Here is an 18,386-nt window from a genome sequence, read left to right on the forward strand (position 1 = left end):
CGCATCAGAACTTCGCGGTGAACTCCACGCCCCAGGTGCGCGGCTCGTTGAGGAAGCCGGTCAGGTTGTTGAAGTCGATCGCGCCGACCACGCGGGTCTGGTTGGTCAGGTTGCGGCCGAACACCGCCACGTCGTACTGGCCGTAATCCCAGTTGTAGCCCAGGCGCAGGCCACCTTCCAGCGAACTACGGCCGCGGAACTCCGGCGACTCGTAGATGAAGAAGTTCACCGCACTGCGATAGGCCCAGTCGGTGTACGCATACAGCTCGCTGCCATCGCTGAGCGGGAAGCCGACGCGCAGGGTCGCGTTGTGGATCCACTTCGGCGCCTGCGGCAGCGGGTTGCCGTTCACCAGCGCATAGGTGCCGCCGTTGATGACAGTGGTCGGGTCGTTGATGGTGCAGCCACCGCCGCAGATCGCCACCGCCAGATCCTTGTCCTTGATCTCGGTGTCGTTGTAGCTGCTGCCGAAGGTCAGCAGGACGTTGTCGGCCAGGTAGGCTTCCAGGTCCAGCTCCACGCCCTGGCCGATGGTCTTGTCGGCATTGAGCAGGGTGGCAGTGTTGTTGGTGCCGCCCACGGCGATCAGCTGCTGGCCGTCAACGTTGTAGCGGAACACGCTCAGGCCCAGGCGCGCGCGGCGCTCGAACAGGTCGGCCTTGATGCCGGCTTCGTACGAGATCACCTTCTCCGAATCCGCCTGCGACAGGCCCGGCGCGAAGGCCAGGCGGCCCTGGATCGACGGCGCACGGAAGCCCTTGGCCACGCGGGCGTAGGCATTCACGTTGTCGGTCAGCTTGTAGACGCCACTGACGTCCCAGCTGACGTCATTGACGTCGGTGTTGGCCAGGTACGGGCCACTGACCGGGGTACCGAACCGCACGGCCTGCAGCACGCTGGCGCTGAAGTCCTTCTTGTCCTGTGTATAGCGCACGCCGGCACGCAGCTTGAAGCGGTCGGTGACATCGAAGTCACCCGAGGCGAATACCGCCCACGCCTTGTTGCGCTGGTTCTGCACCACGTGGCCGGTCTGCGGGTTGCCCGGCTTCAACGAGTCGTAGTTGAAGTTGTTGATGGTCACGTCTTCGTCGAAATAGAAGACGCCGGCCTGCCAGTCGAAGCGGCCCCATTCGTTGGATTCGACGCGGAACTCCTGCGTCCACTGGCGATGGTGCGGCAGGCCGTCGGCCGACTCCGACGAGAACGGGATGAAGCCCGGACCATAGTTGCCAGCGCCCAGCGATGCCTCGCCGTAGCCACCGTCGATGTCGCCGCGGTTGAGCGATTCAGCGGTTTCATAACCGGTGATCGAGTGCAGGGTCACCGAGCCGAGGTTCCACTGCAGGCGCGCGCTGCCGCCCCAGGTCTTCAGGTCGGAGAAGTTGACGCCGTCGTTGGCCACCTTGTCGCGGTCGAAGTTTTCGACCAGGCCATTGCCGCCCTTCTGGATGATGTTGGCGCGGAACAGGCGCGCGGTGCCGTTGAGCTTGCGCTTGTGCAGGTTGAACAGCGCTTCGAAGTCGTCGCCTTCGTACAGGAACTGCACGCGGCCAGCGGCTTCGTCATAGCCTTCGAAACCGCTGTTGGGTGCACCGGCGCGGGTGTTGTCGACCCAGTCGTCGCGGCGCTGGTAGATGGCCGAGACACGTGCCGACCAACGATCGGTCAGCGGGCCGCCGTAAGCGCCCTGCACGTTCCAGCTGTTGTAGCTGCCATAGCCCACACGTACGTAGCCGTCGGCATCCTGCGACGGGCGCGCCGAGTCGAACTTGACCACGCCGGCCGGGGTATTGCGGCCGAACAGCGTGCCCTGCGGACCGCGCAGCACTTCCACGTTGGCCAGGTCGAAGAGTGGGAAGCCCTTCAGCAGCGGGCTTTCCTGCACCACGTCGTCGTACACCAGCGACACCGGCTGCGATGCATTGAGGTCGAAGTCGGTGTTGCCCAGACCGCGGATGTAGAAGCGCGGGAAGGCACGGCCGTAGGACGACTCGATGTTGAGGCTGGGCACGCGCGCGGCCAGGAAGCGGATGTCATCGCCCGCCGAACCCAGCACGTCGAGCTTTTCGCCCTGGATCGCGCTGATCGCGACCGGCACGTCCTTGGCGTTCTCGACGCGGCGCTGCGCAGTCACCTGCAGGGCGTCGAGGGCGACCGGGTCCTTGGCAGCGGGGGTTTCCTGGGCGGCTGCTACCAGCGGCAGCAGGGCGGAAAGAGCGACAACGAGGGGGCGCGCGACCGGAAGGCGGCCACGGGAAGTGCGGGTCGGGGACATGGCGGTAGGCTGTGTTTGGAGGGGTGGTAAAACGGCGCTACCAGATAATTGTTGCAATACAGCACCTGCCCCGCAAATGCCGATCGTTCATGGCCGCCTCGCCCCGGCCCCTGCGCGCTCGCTAGACTCGGTGTTTTCCAGCCTCGCCGAGCCGCCGCAATGACCCAGTGGTACTTCCATGCCTCCGCCCAGGCCGAGCGTATCGGCCCGCTTGATGGCGAGGCCGCGCGCCGTTATGCGCAGGCCAACCCGCGCGCCCTGGCCTGGTGCCAGGGCATGAGCGGGTGGACTTCGATTGCCGATGTGCCCGAACTGCAGTCCGCGGCCCCGGGCATGCCCAACACCCCGCCGCCGGTCCCTGCCGCCGCCAGCGGCCGCGCCGACGACATCGAATTCCGCATCGTCGGCCATGAAATGCAGTTCGTGGAAATCGAGCTCGACCCCGGTGAGAGCGCCATTGCCGAGGCCGGCGCGCTGATGTTCAAGGACGCCACCGTGCAGATGGATACGGTGTTCGGCGCCGCCACCGGCGACCAGGGCGGCGGCCTGATGGGCAAGGTAATGGCCGCCGGCAAGCGCGTGCTGACCGGCGAGAGCCTGTTCGCCACCGTCTACACCCAGAGCGGCCATGGCAAGGGCAAGGTCGCCTTTGCCGCGCCCTACCCCGGTACCGTGCTGGCGATGAAGCTGGACCAGCATGGCGGCCGCCTGATCTGCCAGAAGGACAGCTTCCTGGCCGGTGCGCGCGGCGTGCAGATCGGCGTGCAGTTCCAGCGCAAGATCATGACCGGCCTGTTCGGCGGCGAGGGCTTCATCATGCAGAAGCTGGAGGGCGACGGCTGGGTGTTCATCCACGCCGGTGGCTGCGTGGTGGAACGCGAGCTGGCCGCGGGTGAGCGCCTGGACGTGGATACCGGCTGCGTGGTGGCCTACCACCCCACCGTGGACATGGACGTGCGCCGGGTGGCTGGCATCAAGAGCATGCTGTTCGGTGGCGAGGGCGTGTTCCTGGCCACGTTGACCGGCCCCGGCAAGGTCTGGCTGCAGTCGCTGCCGTTCTCGCGCCTGGCCGGCCGCATGTGGATGGCCGCGCCGCAGGGCGGTGGCCAGAGCCGCGGCGAAGGCTCGGTACTGGGCGGCCTGGGCCGGATGCTGGACGGCGACAACCGGTTCTGACCGGCTCCGGTAGTGCCGGCCGCTGGCCGGCTGTTTCACGATGTTGCCGGCCAGCGGCCGGCACTACCCGAAGCATTCGATGAATGGGCGGGCCGACCTACCCTGCCCGCCCTGCGGCACCTTCGGTATGCTGGCGCCCTTTCCTGAATCCGGCGCCGTGAGCGCACTGCCGATGAGCCTGTTCCGCCCCCGCATGCTGCTGTCCGTCGCCTTGATCGGCCTGCTCGCCGGCTGCGGTGGCGACCCGGTCCGTCCTACGCCGCCGCCGGCGCCGACCGTGGTGCCGCAGGCCAAGCCGGTGAAGATCGGTATCGCCCTGGGCGGTGGCGCAGCCAAGGGCTTCGCCCACATCGGCGTGATCAAGATGCTGGAGGCCAATGGCTTCGAGCCAGCCGTGGTGTCCGGCACCAGCGCCGGCAGCGTGGTCGGTGCGCTGTATGCCAGCGGCATGGACGCCTTCCAGATGCAGAGCAAGGCGGTGGCGCTGGACGAAGCCAGCATCCGCGACGTGCGCCTGTTCTCCGGTGGCCTGGTGCAGGGCCAGAAGCTGCAGGACTACGTCAACGAGCAGGTCGCCAACCGTCCTGCCGAGCGCCTGAAAAAGCCGTTCGCCGCCGTGGCCACCCAGCTCGAAACCGGCGAGCGCTCGATCTTCGTGCGCGGCAACGTCGGCCAGGCCGTGCGCGCGTCGAGCAGCATCCCCGGCGTGTTCGAGCCGGTGAAGATCGGTGGCCGCAACTACATCGACGGCGGCGTGGTCAGCCCGGTGCCGGTGGATGCCGCGCGCCAGCTCGGCGCCGACTTCGTGATCGCCGTGGACATCTCCAGCAAGGCCAGCGGCAAGGCGCCGACCGACATGCTGGGCATCGTCAACCAGTCCATCTCGATCATGGGCCAGCGCCTGGGCGAACAGGAACTGGCACGCGCCGACATCGTCATCCGCCCGAAGGTGCTGGACATCGGCGCCGCCGATTTCAGCCAGCGCGGCACGGCGATCCTGGAAGGCGAAAAGGCGGCGATGGCGGCGATGCCGCAGATCCGCGCGAAGATCCAGCAGCTGCAGCGTGCACGCGCTGCGGCCGCCGCACCGGCTCCGGTGGTTGCGCCGAAGTGCGAGGAAGCCTCGCGCCTTGGCAAGCTGATGGGCCGCAAGGACAAGTGCTGAACGTCCCGCCGCGCCGCTGCTGAGCGGCGCGGCACCTAGTGCTTGCGCGCGGGTCGGTAACCGCTGGCCTGCTGCCGCTCGCGCCTGCGTGTCTGCCGCGCCTGTTCCTGCAGCGCCGCCGTATGCTGCAGCTGTTCCATGCCATCGGCCGGCACATGCAGCTGGCGTCGCGCACGGGTCAGCGCCAGATAGACCGCGCGCACCGGGTTGTGCCAGATGCGCCCGCCCTGCCCCGCACTGAAGCAACCGGGTGACAGCGAGACCACGTCGAACTGCAGGTTCTTCGCATGTTCGGCCAGGCACAGCGCCAACCGCCCTTCAGCGGGCGTGTCCTGGTCATCAAGCGCCTGCAGCAGTGACTGCACCCGATCGGCAGATGCAAACAGTTCGACCAGCGCGCCCTGCCCTTCGTCGGCCTGCGTGGCCAGCAAGCGCTCCCACGCCTGGCCCGATGCGCTGTCGCGGTGCCGGCGCCACGCATCCAGCGGCCGCTGCAGCACGCTGCGCAGCGCGCGCAGCGATGCCGGGTGCAGGTAGGGTCGCAGCCCGCGCATCTGCAACTGTGCGGCATCCAGGGCCAGATCGGCGACGTTGCCGTGGATGCGCAGGCCATCGCTCGGCACCTGCGCCCAATCGCGGTAATGCAGCACACCGGTGGCGCGGTCGGCGGCACCAACGAATGGCCCGCTGTCCTGGCCCAGTCCATCCAGCGCCAGGGTCTGGTTGACCAGGCCGTCGACCTGGTTGCCCTGGCGCACCGACTGGTGCATTTCCAGCACCTTCGACGCGGCCCAGCGCGGCACCGTACCGGACAGGCACTGGTGCGGATCGCCCAGGCTGACCACGCCAGGCGCATGACCGGCCAGCAACTGCTTCCACGACGGGCTCAGGTCATGCGCCTCGTCCACCAGCAGCATGCCCATGTCCTGCGGCGGGGTGACGCCGCGCAGCGCCAACCACTTGCCGATGTGCGTCGGGTTGAGGCTCAGCAGCGTGCCGCGCTGCAGTTCGGCGTCGAACATGCAGCGCCAGACGTGCTCGGCAGCCGCCATGTACGGCGATACGTCGAGCATCGCGGCGGGCACCGAACGGTCGAAATGCTGGAACGCCATGCCCGGTGCCGACGACGCACACCAGCGGTTGATGGCCTCGAAGGCGGTCAGCAGCACCTGCTCCGGGCTGCGCCCACCGATGCCCTGCAGGCCGATGCGACCGGCGATCTCGCGCGGAGTACGGGTGCTGCGCCGATAGCTGGCTACGAAGCCACCGGTCTGACCGCTGCGCGCGGCGTGCTGCGCCACGCGGTTGGCGAACTCGATCTGGGTCAGCAGGCGCACCGCCGTGCTGGCCGGCACGCGGGCGCGGAACGCTTCCACCTGGCCGCGCGAAGGTGCGATGTAGGTGTAGCGGCCCGGACGCGCGTCCATCAGCGCCAGCACCAGATGGCTCTTACCGGTACCGGCGTAGCCATCGAGGTCGATCAGCTCATCGGGGTTGGCCGCGATGGCGCGCAGCACACGGGCCTGCTCGGAGGTGTACAGGCCATGGCGTTCGACCGCCCGCGCATCCTCGGCGGGCGCGTCATCCTGCACGGCTTCGTCGTCGTCGCTGGCGAAGGTGGCGGGAAAGCGGATCTCATGTTCGGCCAGGGTTTCCTGGCAGGCCTGCTGCAGGGCCAGGCCCGGGTACTCCCGTGGCGACTGTGCGATGAAGTCCTGAAGGATCTCCGCAGGTGCCAGCAGCACGCCGTGGGCGGCCAATGCGGTCAGCCAGGCATCCAGCTCCGGCTGGCTGCCGCCAGCGGGGCCGGTCAGCTGCGCCTGCGCGTCGTCATTGCTGGCAAACAGCGCGCAGGCGTCGTGCAGCAGGCGCTCGATCTCGGCCGGGGCATGCAGGCGCGCTCGGCACAGCTGCGCGGCCATCAGCCCGGCCTGTTCCAACGCGCTCTGCGGCGGCGTGCCGCGGGCGATGAAGCGTGCGAGCGACTTGCGCTGCAACGGCAGGAAGGTGGTGCTGAGCACCGGGTGCTGGAGTTCGGACATGCCTGGAATCGTAGAGAAGCGCTGCGGCGCGCGCAGGGCGGTGATGCTCGGCTACCCGCCCGGCGCCGTCAAATCGCGGCAGCGCGTTTATTCCAGCTGCGACAACGGCAACGCCTGGAATCCCTTTACCGTGCGCAGCACGAAGCTGGAGTTGGCATCGGCCACGCCACCGGCGTTGAGCAGCCGGTCCAGCAGGAAACGCGAAAAATGTTCCAGATCGCGCACGTAGACGTGCAGCAGGTAGTCCATGTCGCCGGTCAGCGCATGGCAGGCCACCACTTCATCCCACGCTTGTACGCTGTCCACGAAGTGGCCGATGGCGGCCTGGTCATGCTTCTCCAGCTGCACGCGTACGAAGGCCTGCAGGCCCAGCCGCAGCTGCCGTGGTTCCAGCCGCGCGCCATAGCCGACGATCACGCCCTCGCTTTCCAGCCGTTGCAGGCGGCGCAGGCAGGCCGAGGGTGACAGATTCACCCGTGTTGCCAGCTCGGCGTTGGTGGCGCGCCCATCCCGCTGGATTTCAGCCAGCAGGCGTATATCCGTGCGATCGAACTGGACTTCTCCGGCCATTGTTGCCCCGCAACATGGTGAGTACGCAAGGATATTGCGCCAACAGGGCCAATCGACGCAACTTTTGCAACCCTGTTGCGCGCGCCCTGCCCTAGCATCGTGGGTATCCCGTCAAGGAGTGCCCCATGGACCTCGCCCAGCCCCGCCGCGTCGAACACCAGCAGACCGACAAGGGCTACGTGCCGGTGTATACCACCGCGCTCGTCGAGCAGCCGTGGGACACCTACAGCGCCGACGACCACGCCACCTGGAGCACGCTGTACCAGCGCCAGCGCGAACTGCTGGTCGGCCGCGCCTGTCAGGAATTCCTGGATGCACAGGACGAGATGGGCATGAACGCGCACATGATTCCGCGCTTCGACCAGCTCAACGAAGTACTGGGCGCGGCCACCGGCTGGACCCTGGTCGGCGTCGAAGGCCTGCTGCCGGAACTGGATTTCTTTGACCACCTGGCCAACCGCCGTTTCCCGGTGACCTGGTGGATCCGTCGTCCGGACCAGATTGATTACATCGCCGAACCGGACCTGTTCCACGATCTGTTCGGCCACGTGCCGCTACTGATGAACCCGGTGTTCGCCGACTACATGGAGGCGTACGGCCGTGGCGGCGTCAAAGCCCACGCGATCGGTCCGGATGCACTGCAGAACCTGACCCGCCTGTACTGGTACACGGTGGAGTTCGGCCTGATCGATACGCGCGACGGCCTGCGCATCTACGGCGCCGGCATCGTGTCGTCGAAGGGCGAGTCGCTGTACTCGCTGGAATCGGCTGCGCCCAACCGCATCGGCTTCGACCTGCAGCGGATCATGCGCACGAAGTACCGCATCGACACCTTCCAGAAGACCTACTTCGTCATCGACAGCTTCGACCAGCTGATGCAGGCAACGTCGCCGGACTTCACGCCGATCTACGCGGCACTGGCCGACCAGGCGCATCTGCCGGCCGGCGACGTGCAGGGCAGTGACCGCGTGTTCCAGGCCGGCACCGGCGAAGGCTGGGCTGACGGCGGCGACGTGTAAACGCGTCACGCTCACTGCTTCGCACTGAAAACGGCGCACCTGGGTGCGCCGTTCTCGTTGATGCCTGCTGCCTGCTGCCTGCGCCGTTGCAGCCGCGCAGGACAGGGCAGGGCAGTCAGCCGTCCACGGCCCGGCAGGAACCGCGCACCATCAACTGCGGATGCACGCTGGCCGCGGTCGGCGCATCCGGCATATCGGTCTGCACCAGCATCGCTGCGGCCATGCGGCCGATGTCGGATACATGGCGGCGCACCGAGGTCAGCGGCGGCCACAGCCGCGACGCCAGCGGGCTGTCGTCGTAGCTGACGATCGACAACTGCTGCGGCACCGCGATGCCCGCACGCAATGCCACCTGGTACACGCCAGCGGCCATTTCGTCGTTGCCGGCGAAGATCGCACTGGGCCGTCCTTCGGCCATCAGCAGGCGTTCGGCGGCATGCACGCCTGACTCGAACGTATCGCCCGCTTCGAGCACGCGCTCACCCGGCAGGGTCAGGCCCACCTGGGCCAGCCGGTCGAGGAAGCCGTGAGTACGCTCGCGTGCGGTACGACGGTGCCCCGGGCCGGCAATCACCGCGATGTCGCGGTGGCCGAGCGAGAGCAGGTAGCCCGCGGCTGCGGCTGCACCGTCGCGGTCGTGGGTGACCACTGCCTGTACTTCGTCGTCCGACACATATGCGTTGATGCGGATGTAGCGGCATTCGATGCCGTCGAGCATTCCGGTCAGCGCAACCGACTCGGAGGCACGCGGACCGAGGATCACGCCATGCAGTTTCTGCTGCTGCACGAAGCGCCGCACGCCGTCCGCACAGTCCGGATCCTGGCTGTCGCAGGGATGCACCACCAGTTCATAGCCGGTGCCGCGCAGCGCTTCCAGTGCGCCCTGCTGCAGGTCGACGATGCATTGGGCGCCCGGGTCGTCATACACCAGGCCGATCAGGAAGGAGCGGCGGAACGCGAGCCCGCGCGCCAGGGGGTCGGGCACGTAACCGACCTCGCGCATCAACGCCTCGACCTTGTCGCGGGTGTCTTTGTGCACCAGCGGCGAGTTGTTGATGATTCTTGAAACCGTTTTCTTGGAAACTCCCGACAGTCGTGCGATGTCGTTGATCGTGGCAGCCTTGCCCTTCGACGCCGGCAACGCGGCATCGCTAATAATTCGCACTGACATGTATAGAACCAGGTAAGTCGGAGAATTCTAGCCTTGCGCCCGAAGGGCGCGAAGTTGCGGAATGTCGCAGCGGATGTGAATCGCGTCGTGTTCGACCCGTTCTGTTGCGCGAGGTTCCATTGTGATCGCTCTACTTCGTTCGCATCTGAACCGTTCTTCCGCGCGTGTTCACCTTGAATGCGGGCGCGACGCGCGCGAACGCCAACATTCCCTTAACCATGCTCCGCTACAGTCGAGGCATGGACCTGCAGACTTCTCCGTTTCCGGCGTTCCGTGGCCGCGATCGGTTGATCGCCGCCGTCGACGCGGCGATGACCTCCGGCAACGCCGGGCGCATCACCGCCGACCTGCAGTTGGCACTGCAGGACGCCATCGCAGACAGCCGCATCGAACTTCCCGAGTGCGTGCACCGTCCGGTCGGTGATCATTACGCGCGACGCCCGCTCTACCACAGCCGCGAACACGGCTACAGCGTAATTGCCATGAGCTGGGGCCCAGGGCAGGGCACGCCGCTGCACGACCACGATGCCATGTGGTGTGTGGAGGGAGTGTGGTTGGGTGAACTGGAGATCACCCGCTATGAACTGCTGGAGCGCAACGGCGAGCGCTGCCGCTTCCGGCGCCACGCCGCGCTGCGCGGGGGCTGCGGCAGTGCCGGCAGCCTGATTCCACCGCACGAGTACCACACCCTGCGCAATGCCAGCGACGAGGCCCTGGCGATCTCGGTGCATGTGTATGAGGCGCCGATGGAGCGCGCGGCGGTGTTCGACCCACTCGGCGGCGACTGGTACCAGCGCCGCATCCAGGCACTGCAGGCCGACCCGGCCTGAGCCGGTGCAGGGCAGGGAGGCGGGGCGCTTCCGGTAACGCCTTCCCCATTCACATGGCATCATGCGCCGCTGCGCTGCCGGGCCCGGCAGCAATCCGCGATGCCCTGTCGGGCAAGGAGCAAGACCATGTCCAGCGCTGATCCGCGCCTGCGCGCGCTGCTGAAGCTGGCACCGGTGATCCCGGTGTACACCCCCGAAGATGTGAATGAAGCGGTCGAAGTGGCCCAGGCTCTGTTCCGCGGCGGCCTGCCCGTGATCGAGGTGACGCTGCGCACGCCGCAGGCACTGGATGCAATCAAGGCCATGGTCGAGGCCGTGCCGGATGCGGTGATCGGCGCCGGCACCGTGCTCGATGCCGGGCAGATGCAGGCGGCGAAACAGGCCGGTGCACGTTTCGCGGTGTCCCCCGGTGCCACGCCGGCGCTGTATGCCGCCGCACGCGATGCCGACCTGCCGTACCTGCCCGGTGCCGCCACCGCCTCGGACCTGATCCTGGGCCTGGAGCACGGCATGGACACCTTCAAGTTCTTCCCGGCGGTGCAGGCCGGTGGCGCCGCACTGCTGGCAGCCTGGCACGGCCCGTTCGCGGATGTGCGCTTCTGCCCGACCGGCGGCATCAGCGCACAGACCGCGCCGCAGTTCCTGCACCTGCCCAACGTGCTGTGCGTGGGCGGTTCGTGGCTGACCACGCCGGCGCTGCTGCAGACCCGCGACTGGGACGCCATCGAACGCCTCGCCCGCGAGGCCTCGGTGCTGGCCGGCTGACCCCTTGCGGGAATCTTCAACGGTTTGATCGTGATCAAAGCGCCGGCCTCGAGCCGGCGTCATTCTGTGGGCAAGCGCACTACGGAGATCCGAACATGAATTCGACCATGAAGGCCGCCGTCGTGCGTGAGTTCGGCAAGCCACTGGTGATCGAGGAAGTCCAGGTACCGCGCCCGGGGGCGGGCGAAGTACTGGTCAAGATCGAGGCCTGTGGCGTCTGCCACACCGACCTGCACGCCGCCGAGGGCGACTGGCCGGTGAAACCGAACCCGCCGTTCATCCCCGGTCACGAGGGCGTGGGGCACATCGTGGCCGTGGGAGGCGGGGTAGGGCACGTCAAGGAAGGCGACAGGGTCGGCATCCCCTGGTTGTACTCGGCGTGTGGCCATTGCGAACACTGCCTGGGTGGCTGGGAAACGCTGTGCGAGACACAGCGCAACACCGGCTACTCGGTCAACGGCGGCTTCGCCGAGTACGCACTGGCCGATGCCAACTATGTCGGCCTGCTTCCGAAGGAAGTGGGCTTCGTCGAGATCGCGCCGGTGCTGTGCGCCGGCGTGACCGTCTACAAGGGCCTGAAAGTTACCGATACCAAGCCCGGGGACTGGGTGGTGATTTCCGGCATCGGCGGCCTGGGCCACATGGCGGTGCAGTACGCCCGCGCGATGGGCCTGAACGTGGCCGCGGTGGATGTGGACGACAACAAGCTGGCGCTGGCCCGGCAACTGGGTGCACAGATCACCGTCAACGCACGTACTACCGACCCGGCCACCTATCTGAGGAAGGAGATCGGCGGCGCGCACGGTGCCCTGGTCACCGCCGTTTCGCCGAAAGCATTCGAACAGGCACTGGGCATGGTCCGCCGTGGCGGTACGGTTTCGCTCAACGGCCTGCCGCCCGGCAACTTCCCGCTGGATATCTTCGGCATGGTGCTCAACGGCATCACCGTGCGCGGCTCGATCGTCGGCACCCGGCTGGACCTGCAGGAATCGCTGCAGTTCGCTGCCGAAGGCAAGGTCGCCGCCACCGTCAGCACCGACCGTCTGGAAAACATCAACGAGGTGTTCGCACGCATGCACGCGGGCACCATCGAAGGCCGCGTGGTGCTCGACTTCGCTGCCTGACCACCTGTGCATGGTCGTCGTCGCTCCGTCACCCTCTCCCACGGACGCGGCGGCCATGCCGATCCATCGGTAGTGCCGGCCGCTGGCCGGCAACCCCAGGCACTTCGCACAGCCGTACAATGCGCGCATGCCCGGCCTGCTCAAGACCCTGTTCCTGTCCCTCGTCGCCTTGATCGGCGGCGTGCTGTCGCTTGCGTTGGTCAGCAGCGTCGCCAGCTGGCTGCCCCCGCTGCTGGGCATGTCGCCGGACAACAACAGCGTACAGCTGGGCTGGGACCTGGCCTTCAGCGTGCTCGGTGGCATTGCCGGCATCACCTTCGCCACCTACTACGCGCCCTGCTGGCCGCGTTCGCATGGTTTTTCGATCTGGTCGTTGATCGCGCTGGGCTGCGCCTACGCGGTGTGGACTACGGGCGCGGATTTTCCGTTGTGGTTCGTCATTTCGCTGCTGGCATCGTTGCCGGTGCAGCTGCTGGTGGGCTGGTGGTTCGGGCGCCGCCCGTCGCGCAATCCGCGCTGAGCGCATACAGGTAGTGCCGGCCGCTGGCCGGCAACCACAGCACGCCTGAGCGTGTACGCAGAACCCCAGGGTTACTGCAGCAACGGCCTCACCGCCGCCGCCGGGATATGGTCCAGCGCGCGCCAGGCGTCCTCCACTACCGGCCGTGCCTGCGACCAGCCCAACCGCGACTGCCCGCGCATCTGTTCCCAGTGCTCGGCCAGTTCCTCGCAGGTATCGGCGGCATCACCGCGCGGCCAGTCCGCGGCATGCGTGGTCAGTGCGAAGGCATACACCGGGCACAGATCGCGCCAGCTGCGGTGGCTCTGGCCACGACGGGCTTCGTAATCACTCAGCATGTACTGCAGATAGTCCTGCGCCACCGCCTGCGGGTCCTCATGGCGACGCGTCCGGCGCTGCGCCGTGCGCTGGCCGAGCGGATCAAGCAGGGCGTTGAACACGGATGGGGCGGGTCGTTCAAGACGGGGCATGGCCGGCTCCTGCAGCGGGGGCGGGTGGGCAGGAATACGCGCGGTGCCGTTACCAAGGGGTGAGCGAGATGTTCATGACGCCAGGTTCGCGGCGGCTTTACCTTGCAGGCGGTGTAGTGGGAGCCCCCGAGCGCAGGTAGCCAGATCATGAGCCGAGAGACCTCCCGAGACCCGTTGCGCGAGAATCACCCGCCCATTCCCGGCGAGCAGCGCGGCAAGCGCGATGCCGACAATGCCGACTACCGCGGTACCGGCGCGCCGTTCTTCGACGCCGAGCACGCTGGCGAGCACCTGCCAGTGAAACACGAGGCTGAACAGGCCGCCCAGGACCGCAAGGATGGTGGCGACCGCCATCGTGGCGGCCAGGAAAGCCCGCTCAAGCGCCGCGAGCGCAAGCAGCGCGCCAGCGACAACCAGGACGAGGCGCTGGAGGAGACCTTCCCGGCCAGCGACCCGACCTCGCCGTTCGTACCGTCCAAGGCCCCCGACTGACCGGTAGTGCCGGCCGCTGGCCGGCAACCTCCTGACGTCCTGCACGGCGCGATGCCGGCCAGCGGCCGGCACTACCACTTCAACGCCACGACCACTGCAGGCCGACGTTGGCTCGCCGTCCCGGTCCGGGCTCGTAGAAGCGCCCGTTGCCGTCATTGACGATCACCGAGCCGATGTAGGCCTGGTCCAGCACGTTCTCCACCCGGGCGAAGGCGCGCAGCTCGCCACCCGGCAAGGTCCAGCGGCGCCCGCCTTCCAGGTGCAGCAGGGCGAACCCGGGCGCGCGCGCCGTAGCCACGTCATTGACCACGGTATCGGTGCTGGCCGAGGCCTCCAGCGCCCACTGCCAGTCAGTGGGGCTCCACTGCAGACGGGCGAAGGCCTGCTGGCGTGGCACACCGGGCAGGCGGCTGCCTGCAGCGACCAGGGTGTTCGCGGTCAGGTACGGCGAGCGCACCTGCGCCTGCAGCCAGGTCCACGCCAACTGCAGTTCCAGTTGTTCGGCCAGCGGCTGGCGGTACTGCAGTTCCACGCCCTGGCGGCGGGTGCGGCCGATGTTGCGATAGGTGCTGCGTCCGCCGGTGTTGCTGGCAACTGCCAGTTCGTCGTCGGTATCTGCACGGAACAGGCTGATATCAAGCTGGGTTCCGTCCTGCGCGTGCCACTTGCTGCCAATCTCCAGATTGCGGCTGCGTGCGGCCGCTAGATCCAGTGCCAATCCCGCCTGGCCATCGGCGCGATAGCCCAGTTCGTTGAAGGTGGGGGTCTCGAAACCGCGCCCCACGGCCGCGTGCAGCCGCCACTGCGGGCTGGCCTCGAAGCTGACGCCTGCTACCGGCGTGGTCGCCTGGTAGCGCCGGTGGCCACTGTCATCCGGGTTGCGGTCGGTGACGAAGCGGTCATCGGACTCGAAACGCACCGTGCTGTGGCGCAGCCCGGCCAGCAGCGACCAGCGCGGGCTCCATTGCCACCAGGCCTGGGCGAACTGGTCCACGTTCTGCACGACGTCGATCTGGTCACGACGCAGGCGCCCACGCACGCCCAAGGCGCTGCCGATGAAGTTCTCGTAGCCGGTGCGATGCTGGCGCTGGCGGTCGGCGCTGATCCCGGCTACCAGATCCAGCGGTCGGCCGGCGAAGTCGCCGTGCCAGCCCCAGCGCGCGTCCAGCCCGCCGTAACCGCCCTCCAGATCGATCACCCCGCCGGCATGCAGCGGGTTTGCCTGGGCAGCCGGTGGAATCGGCAGGTACTGGGTCACCGCGCGCTGGCCGGCATAGCCCATCAGCTGCCAGCGCTGCGCCCCGGTTTCACGGGTCCAACGCAGACCGGCCTGCTGCTGGCGCACCGATTTGCGGGTGTTGTACTGGTGCGCCACCGCCGTGGCCTCGCGTGGATCAGCCGCTACCTGGGCACGGGTCAGGCCCAGCGGGTCCTGCGCATCGGGGGCTTCCAGTGCGTTGAGCAGCAGCTCCAGCCGCCCACCACCCAGGTCACCACCGATGCGCGCAGTGAGCGATTCACGGCGCGCACGACTGTGGTCGCGCCAGCCATCGGTACGGAAATGATTGGCGGCGATGTTGTAGTCCAGCCCGTGGCCTGCACCCTTCAGCTGCGCACCGACACTGAGCGTGTTGTCAGCCCCGGCGTTGAGGCGCAGCCGCCACGGGTCGCCGGTTTGGCCCTGCGCACTCCAGACCTGCAGCACGCCGCCGGAGGAATTGCCGTACAGCGCCGAGAACGGCCCGCGCAGCACTTCAATGCGTTCGGCACCCAGCAGGCTGGCGTGCGACAGCTGACCCTGGCCATCGGGCATGGTCGCGGGCACCCCGTCGATCAGTACCCGCACCCCGCGCACGCCGAAGGTCGAACGCGCCCCGAAACCACGGATCGACAGCTGCGTGTCCTGGGCGAAGTTCTGCCGGTCGCGTGCCAACAGACCCGGTACCCCGGCCAACGCCTCGGACAGCTGCGCCCCGGTTCCGGCGCGGCTGGCATCGATCCAGACCGTGTCCTGGCTGGCCGGCAGCGCGAAAGGCTCGATGCCAGGCACCCGTGCGGCCTGTACCTGCACGGCGGGCAGGGCAGTGGGTGCAGGTTCTGCCATGACCGCCAGTGGCGACAGCAGCAGGGCGGACAGCGGCAGGCAATGGCGTCGTGCGGCAGGATTCATGATTCAGGTTGATGGATCGGGCGGCAACGCACGCCATGGTACGGGGCCGCGGATGACGATGGCGGCGGCCAGCCCCGGCAGGCTTTGTTACGATGGGCTGTTTCCGGCTGAAAAGCCGCAAGCCGCGTGGCGCAATTCCTCCCCCTTTCCGTCTACCGAACGAGTACCGCCGTGTCCTTCTTTGCAAACGTGGAACTGGTCCCAGGCGACCCGATCCTGGGCCTGACCGAGGCGTACAACGCCGACAGCCGCCCGACCAAGGTCAACCTGGGTGTGGGCATCTACTACGACGAGAGCGGCCGCATTCCGCTGCTGCGCGCCGTCAAGCAGATCGAACAGCAGCTCGCCGCTGAAGCCAAACCGCGCGGCTACCTGCCGATCGATGGCCTGCCGGCGTATACGCAGGCCACGCGCGAGCTGGTGTTCGGCAAGGACTCGCCGCTGCTGGCCGCCGGCCGCGTGACCACCGCACAGACCGTCGGTGGCAGCGGTGCACTGCGCGTCGGCGCCGACGTGCTGAAGAAGCTGCTGCCGCACGCCACCGTTGCGCTGAGCAACCCGAGCTGGGAGAACCACCGCGCCGTGTTCAGCGCGGCCGGCTTCGAGGTGGTGGATTACACCTACTTCGACCCGACCACCCACGGCGTCAACTTCGACGGCCTGCTGGCCGACCTGGGCAAGCTGAAAGCCGGCACCGTGGTGCTGCTGCACGCCTGCTGCCACAACCCCACCGGTGCCGACCTCACGGTCACCCAGTGGAAGCAGGTTGCACAGCTGCTGAAGGACCGCCAGCTGTTCCCCTTCATCGACATGGCCTACCAGGGCTTCGACAAGGGCATCGAGCAGGACGGCGCCGCGGTGCGCATCATCGCCGAAGCCGGCATCGACAGCTTCATCGTCGCCAACTCGTACTCCAAATCGTTCTCGCTGTATGGCGAACGCGTGGGTGCGCTGTCGATGGTGGCGCCGACCGCCGCTGACGCCAAGGCCGTGCAGTCGCAGGTCAAGCGTGTGATCCGCACGATCTACTCCAGCCCGTCCACCCACGGTGCTGCGCTGGTGGCCGGAGTGCTGACCAACCCGGAACTGCGCGCGATGTGGGAGCAGGAACTGACCGAGATGCGCGAGCGCATCCACGCACTGCGCCACGGCCTGGTCGAGAAGCTGGCCGCTGCAGGTGCACCGCAGTTCGGTTTCATCAACGAGCAGGCAGGCATGTTCTCCTACTCCGGCCTGAGCCGTGAGCAGGTCGAGCGCCTGCGCGACGAGTTCGGCATCTACGCCGTCGGCACCGGCCGCATCTGCGTGGCCGCGCTGAACCAGAACAACCTGGAATACGTCGCCAAGGCCGTGGCCACCGTCGCCAAGAGCTGAAGCAACGCTCCAGTGATTTGAAGACAAAGGCGCCGAAAGGCGCCTTTGTTTTTTGCTCTTGCTCTTGCCATCCCACCGCGCTCGCGACGAACCCTGAAGCGCAAACGCATCTGGAAACGATTACGCCTTCCCGCGCTCACGCACGGCCACGCCATACGGGCGACAATAGGCGTTTTCCCGCTGCCGAGACCTGCCCGCTCATGTCCCGTACTTCGTTGACCCGCTTCCTGATCCAGGAACAGCACGCCGGCCGCATCAATGCCGACCTGCGCCAGCTGATCGCCGTGGTCGCCCGCGCCTGCACCAGCATCTCCATCGCCGTCAGCAAGGGCGCCCTCGGTGGCGTGCTCGGCGACGCCGGAACCGGCAACGTGCAGGGCGAAGCGCAGAAGAAGCTGGATGTGATCAGCAACGAGATCCTGCTCGAAGCCAACGCCTGGGGTGGTCACCTCGCCGCCTGCGCCTCCGAAGAAATGGACCACAGCCAGCCGGTGCCGGACATCTACCCGCGCGGTGATTTCCTGCTGCTGTTCGATCCCCTCGACGGCAGCTCCAACATCGACGTCAACGTCTCCGTCGGCACCATCTTCTCGGTGCTGCGCTGCCCGACCAATGTCGAACTGCCGGGCGATGACGCGTTCCTGCAGCCGGGCAGCAAGCAGATTGCCGCCGGCTACTGCATCTACGGGCCCAGCACCCAGCTGGTGCTGACCGTCGGCCACGGTACGCACGCCTTCACCCTGGACCGCGAGAAGGGCGAGTTCGTGCTGACCACCGAGAACATGCAGATTCCGGCGGCCACCCAGGAATTCGCCATCAACATGTCCAACCAGCGCCACTGGGAAGCGCCGATGCAGGCCTACGTGGGCGATCTGCTGGCGGGCAAGGAAGGCGCGCGCGGCAAGAACTTCAACATGCGCTGGATCGCCAGCATGGTGGCCGACGTGCATCGCATCCTGACCCGCGGCGGCATCTTCATCTACCCGTGGGACAAGAAGGACCCGTCCAAGGCCGGCAAGCTGCGTCTGATGTACGAAGCCAACCCGATGGGCCTGCTGGTGGAACAGGCCGGCGGCGCTGCCTGGACCGGCCGAGAGCGCATCCTCGACATCCAGCCCGACCAGCTGCACCAGCGCGTGCCGGTGTTCCTGGGCTCGCGCGAGGAAGTGGCCGAAGCCGTGCGCTACCACCACGCGCACGACGACGCACAGGGCTGAGGCCGG

The 18,386-nt window shown here is 67.5% G+C and carries 16 protein-coding genes; 10 read left to right on the forward strand and 6 right to left on the reverse strand.

Going from position 1 to position 18,386, the window contains the following annotated elements; all coding sequences use genetic code 11:
- Window positions 1-4: 4 nt before the first annotated feature.
- On the reverse strand, window positions 5-2,275 hold the full coding sequence (locus ABR323_RS09515; RefSeq protein WP_439449106.1) for a TonB-dependent receptor: 2,271 nt from the start codon (window positions 2,273-2,275) through the stop codon (window positions 5-7).
- Window positions 2,276-2,434: 159 nt separating this feature from the next.
- Between ABR323_RS09515 and ABR323_RS09520 the strand changes: the two genes are divergently transcribed.
- Both ABR323_RS09520 and ABR323_RS09525 read left to right on the forward strand, forming a co-directional pair.
- Window positions 2,435-3,451: a TIGR00266 family protein gene (locus tag ABR323_RS09520; RefSeq protein WP_439449107.1), complete on the forward strand. Its 1,017-nt coding sequence runs from the start codon at window positions 2,435-2,437 to the stop codon at window positions 3,449-3,451.
- Between the two features lie 172 nt (window positions 3,452-3,623).
- Window positions 3,624-4,616, forward strand: coding sequence for a patatin-like phospholipase family protein (locus ABR323_RS09525; RefSeq protein WP_135271812.1), 993 nt, complete (start codon window positions 3,624-3,626; stop codon window positions 4,614-4,616).
- A 35-nt stretch (window positions 4,617-4,651) separates the two neighbouring features.
- Here ABR323_RS09525 and ABR323_RS09530 read toward each other — a convergent pair whose 3' ends face one another.
- Window positions 4,652-6,658 (reverse strand): hypothetical protein, encoded by a 2,007-nt coding sequence (locus ABR323_RS09530; RefSeq protein WP_439449108.1) that lies wholly within the window; start codon window positions 6,656-6,658, stop codon window positions 4,652-4,654.
- Between the two features lie 87 nt (window positions 6,659-6,745).
- On the reverse strand, window positions 6,746-7,228 hold the full coding sequence (locus ABR323_RS09535) for an Lrp/AsnC family transcriptional regulator (RefSeq protein ID WP_135271807.1): 483 nt from the start codon (window positions 7,226-7,228) through the stop codon (window positions 6,746-6,748).
- A gap of 125 nt (window positions 7,229-7,353) precedes the next feature.
- Between ABR323_RS09535 and phhA the strand changes: the two genes are divergently transcribed.
- The gene (gene phhA / locus ABR323_RS09540; RefSeq protein WP_439449109.1) at window positions 7,354-8,247 is read left to right on the forward strand and encodes a phenylalanine 4-monooxygenase; all 894 of its coding nucleotides are present in this window, start codon (window positions 7,354-7,356) and stop codon (window positions 8,245-8,247) included.
- A gap of 115 nt (window positions 8,248-8,362) precedes the next feature.
- Here phhA and ABR323_RS09545 read toward each other — a convergent pair whose 3' ends face one another.
- Window positions 8,363-9,418 carry a LacI family DNA-binding transcriptional regulator gene (locus ABR323_RS09545; RefSeq protein ID WP_439449110.1) on the reverse strand — a complete coding sequence of 352 codons (1,056 nt, stop codon included), beginning with the start codon at window positions 9,416-9,418 and terminating at the stop codon, window positions 8,363-8,365.
- Between the two features lie 239 nt (window positions 9,419-9,657).
- Here ABR323_RS09545 and ABR323_RS09550 point away from each other — a divergent pair, with 239 nt between their 5' ends.
- The 4 genes from ABR323_RS09550 (at window position 9,658) to ABR323_RS09565 (ending at window position 12,657) form a co-directional block, all read left to right on the forward strand.
- The gene (locus tag ABR323_RS09550) at window positions 9,658-10,248 is read left to right on the forward strand and encodes a cysteine dioxygenase family protein (protein WP_135271804.1); all 591 of its coding nucleotides are present in this window, start codon (window positions 9,658-9,660) and stop codon (window positions 10,246-10,248) included.
- 126 nt (window positions 10,249-10,374) lie between these two features.
- Window positions 10,375-11,013 (forward strand): bifunctional 4-hydroxy-2-oxoglutarate aldolase/2-dehydro-3-deoxy-phosphogluconate aldolase, encoded by a 639-nt coding sequence (eda, locus tag ABR323_RS09555; RefSeq protein WP_135271803.1) that lies wholly within the window; start codon window positions 10,375-10,377, stop codon window positions 11,011-11,013.
- Window positions 11,014-11,108: 95 nt separating this feature from the next.
- Entirely contained in the window at window positions 11,109-12,137 is a 1,029-nt protein-coding gene (gene adhP / locus ABR323_RS09560; RefSeq protein ID WP_439449111.1) for an alcohol dehydrogenase AdhP, read from the forward strand.
- A 127-nt stretch (window positions 12,138-12,264) separates the two neighbouring features.
- Window positions 12,265-12,657, forward strand: a complete 393-nt coding sequence (locus ABR323_RS09565) for a hypothetical protein (RefSeq protein ID WP_439449112.1) — start codon at window positions 12,265-12,267, stop codon at window positions 12,655-12,657.
- A 71-nt stretch (window positions 12,658-12,728) separates the two neighbouring features.
- On the opposite strand, the gene ABR323_RS09570 is transcribed toward ABR323_RS09565, so the two are convergent.
- A complete protein-coding gene (locus ABR323_RS09570; protein ID WP_439449113.1) occupies window positions 12,729-13,127 on the reverse strand; it encodes a hypothetical protein in 399 nt (132 codons plus the stop codon).
- 147 nt (window positions 13,128-13,274) lie between these two features.
- On the opposite strand from ABR323_RS09570, the gene ABR323_RS09575 reads away from it, so the two are divergent.
- Window positions 13,275-13,619: a hypothetical protein gene (locus ABR323_RS09575; protein ID WP_439449114.1), complete on the forward strand. Its 345-nt coding sequence runs from the start codon at window positions 13,275-13,277 to the stop codon at window positions 13,617-13,619.
- Window positions 13,620-13,698: 79 nt separating this feature from the next.
- Here ABR323_RS09575 and ABR323_RS09580 read toward each other — a convergent pair whose 3' ends face one another.
- Entirely contained in the window at window positions 13,699-15,789 is a 2,091-nt protein-coding gene (locus ABR323_RS09580; RefSeq protein WP_439449115.1) for a TonB-dependent receptor family protein, read from the reverse strand.
- 171 nt (window positions 15,790-15,960) lie between these two features.
- Between ABR323_RS09580 and ABR323_RS09585 the strand changes: the two genes are divergently transcribed.
- Together ABR323_RS09585 and ABR323_RS09590 are read left to right on the forward strand one after the other, a co-directional pair.
- On the forward strand, window positions 15,961-17,163 hold the full coding sequence (locus tag ABR323_RS09585) for an aromatic amino acid transaminase (protein ID WP_439449116.1): 1,203 nt from the start codon (window positions 15,961-15,963) through the stop codon (window positions 17,161-17,163).
- A gap of 200 nt (window positions 17,164-17,363) precedes the next feature.
- Window positions 17,364-18,380, forward strand: coding sequence for a class 1 fructose-bisphosphatase (locus ABR323_RS09590; RefSeq protein ID WP_014035428.1), 1,017 nt, complete (start codon window positions 17,364-17,366; stop codon window positions 18,378-18,380).
- The last annotated feature ends 6 nt before the right edge of the window (window positions 18,381-18,386 follow it).

Origin of the sequence: Stenotrophomonas sp. ATs4, from assembly GCF_051861585.1 — a bacterium.
Classification (GTDB): Bacteria; Pseudomonadota; Gammaproteobacteria; order Xanthomonadales; family Xanthomonadaceae; genus Stenotrophomonas; species Stenotrophomonas maltophilia_AS.

Bases quoted from the DNA above. Each gene is read 5' to 3' on its own strand.
- ABR323_RS09590 (WP_014035428.1), top strand. From the start codon at position 17,364: ATGTCCCGTACTTCGTTGACCCGCTTCCTGATCCAGGAACAGCACGCC.
- ABR323_RS09565 (WP_439449112.1), top strand. From the start codon at position 12,265: ATGCCCGGCCTGCTCAAGACCCTGTTCCTGTCCCTCGTCGCCTTGATC.
- ABR323_RS09520 (WP_439449107.1), top strand. From the start codon at position 2,435: ATGACCCAGTGGTACTTCCATGCCTCCGCCCAGGCCGAGCGTATCGGC.
- eda (WP_135271803.1), top strand. From the start codon at position 10,375: ATGTCCAGCGCTGATCCGCGCCTGCGCGCGCTGCTGAAGCTGGCACCG.
- ABR323_RS09580 (WP_439449115.1), bottom strand. From the start codon at position 15,789: ATGAATCCTGCCGCACGACGCCATTGCCTGCCGCTGTCCGCCCTGCTG.
- ABR323_RS09550 (WP_135271804.1), top strand. From the start codon at position 9,658: ATGGACCTGCAGACTTCTCCGTTTCCGGCGTTCCGTGGCCGCGATCGG.
- ABR323_RS09525 (WP_135271812.1), top strand. From the start codon at position 3,624: ATGAGCCTGTTCCGCCCCCGCATGCTGCTGTCCGTCGCCTTGATCGGC.
- ABR323_RS09545 (WP_439449110.1), bottom strand. From the start codon at position 9,418: ATGTCAGTGCGAATTATTAGCGATGCCGCGTTGCCGGCGTCGAAGGGC.
- ABR323_RS09515 (WP_439449106.1), bottom strand. From the start codon at position 2,275: ATGTCCCCGACCCGCACTTCCCGTGGCCGCCTTCCGGTCGCGCGCCCC.
- ABR323_RS09575 (WP_439449114.1), top strand. From the start codon at position 13,275: ATGAGCCGAGAGACCTCCCGAGACCCGTTGCGCGAGAATCACCCGCCC.
- adhP (WP_439449111.1), top strand. From the start codon at position 11,109: ATGAATTCGACCATGAAGGCCGCCGTCGTGCGTGAGTTCGGCAAGCCA.
- ABR323_RS09530 (WP_439449108.1), bottom strand. From the start codon at position 6,658: ATGTCCGAACTCCAGCACCCGGTGCTCAGCACCACCTTCCTGCCGTTG.
- phhA (WP_439449109.1), top strand. From the start codon at position 7,354: ATGGACCTCGCCCAGCCCCGCCGCGTCGAACACCAGCAGACCGACAAG.
- ABR323_RS09535 (WP_135271807.1), bottom strand. From the start codon at position 7,228: ATGGCCGGAGAAGTCCAGTTCGATCGCACGGATATACGCCTGCTGGCT.
- ABR323_RS09570 (WP_439449113.1), bottom strand. From the start codon at position 13,127: ATGCCCCGTCTTGAACGACCCGCCCCATCCGTGTTCAACGCCCTGCTT.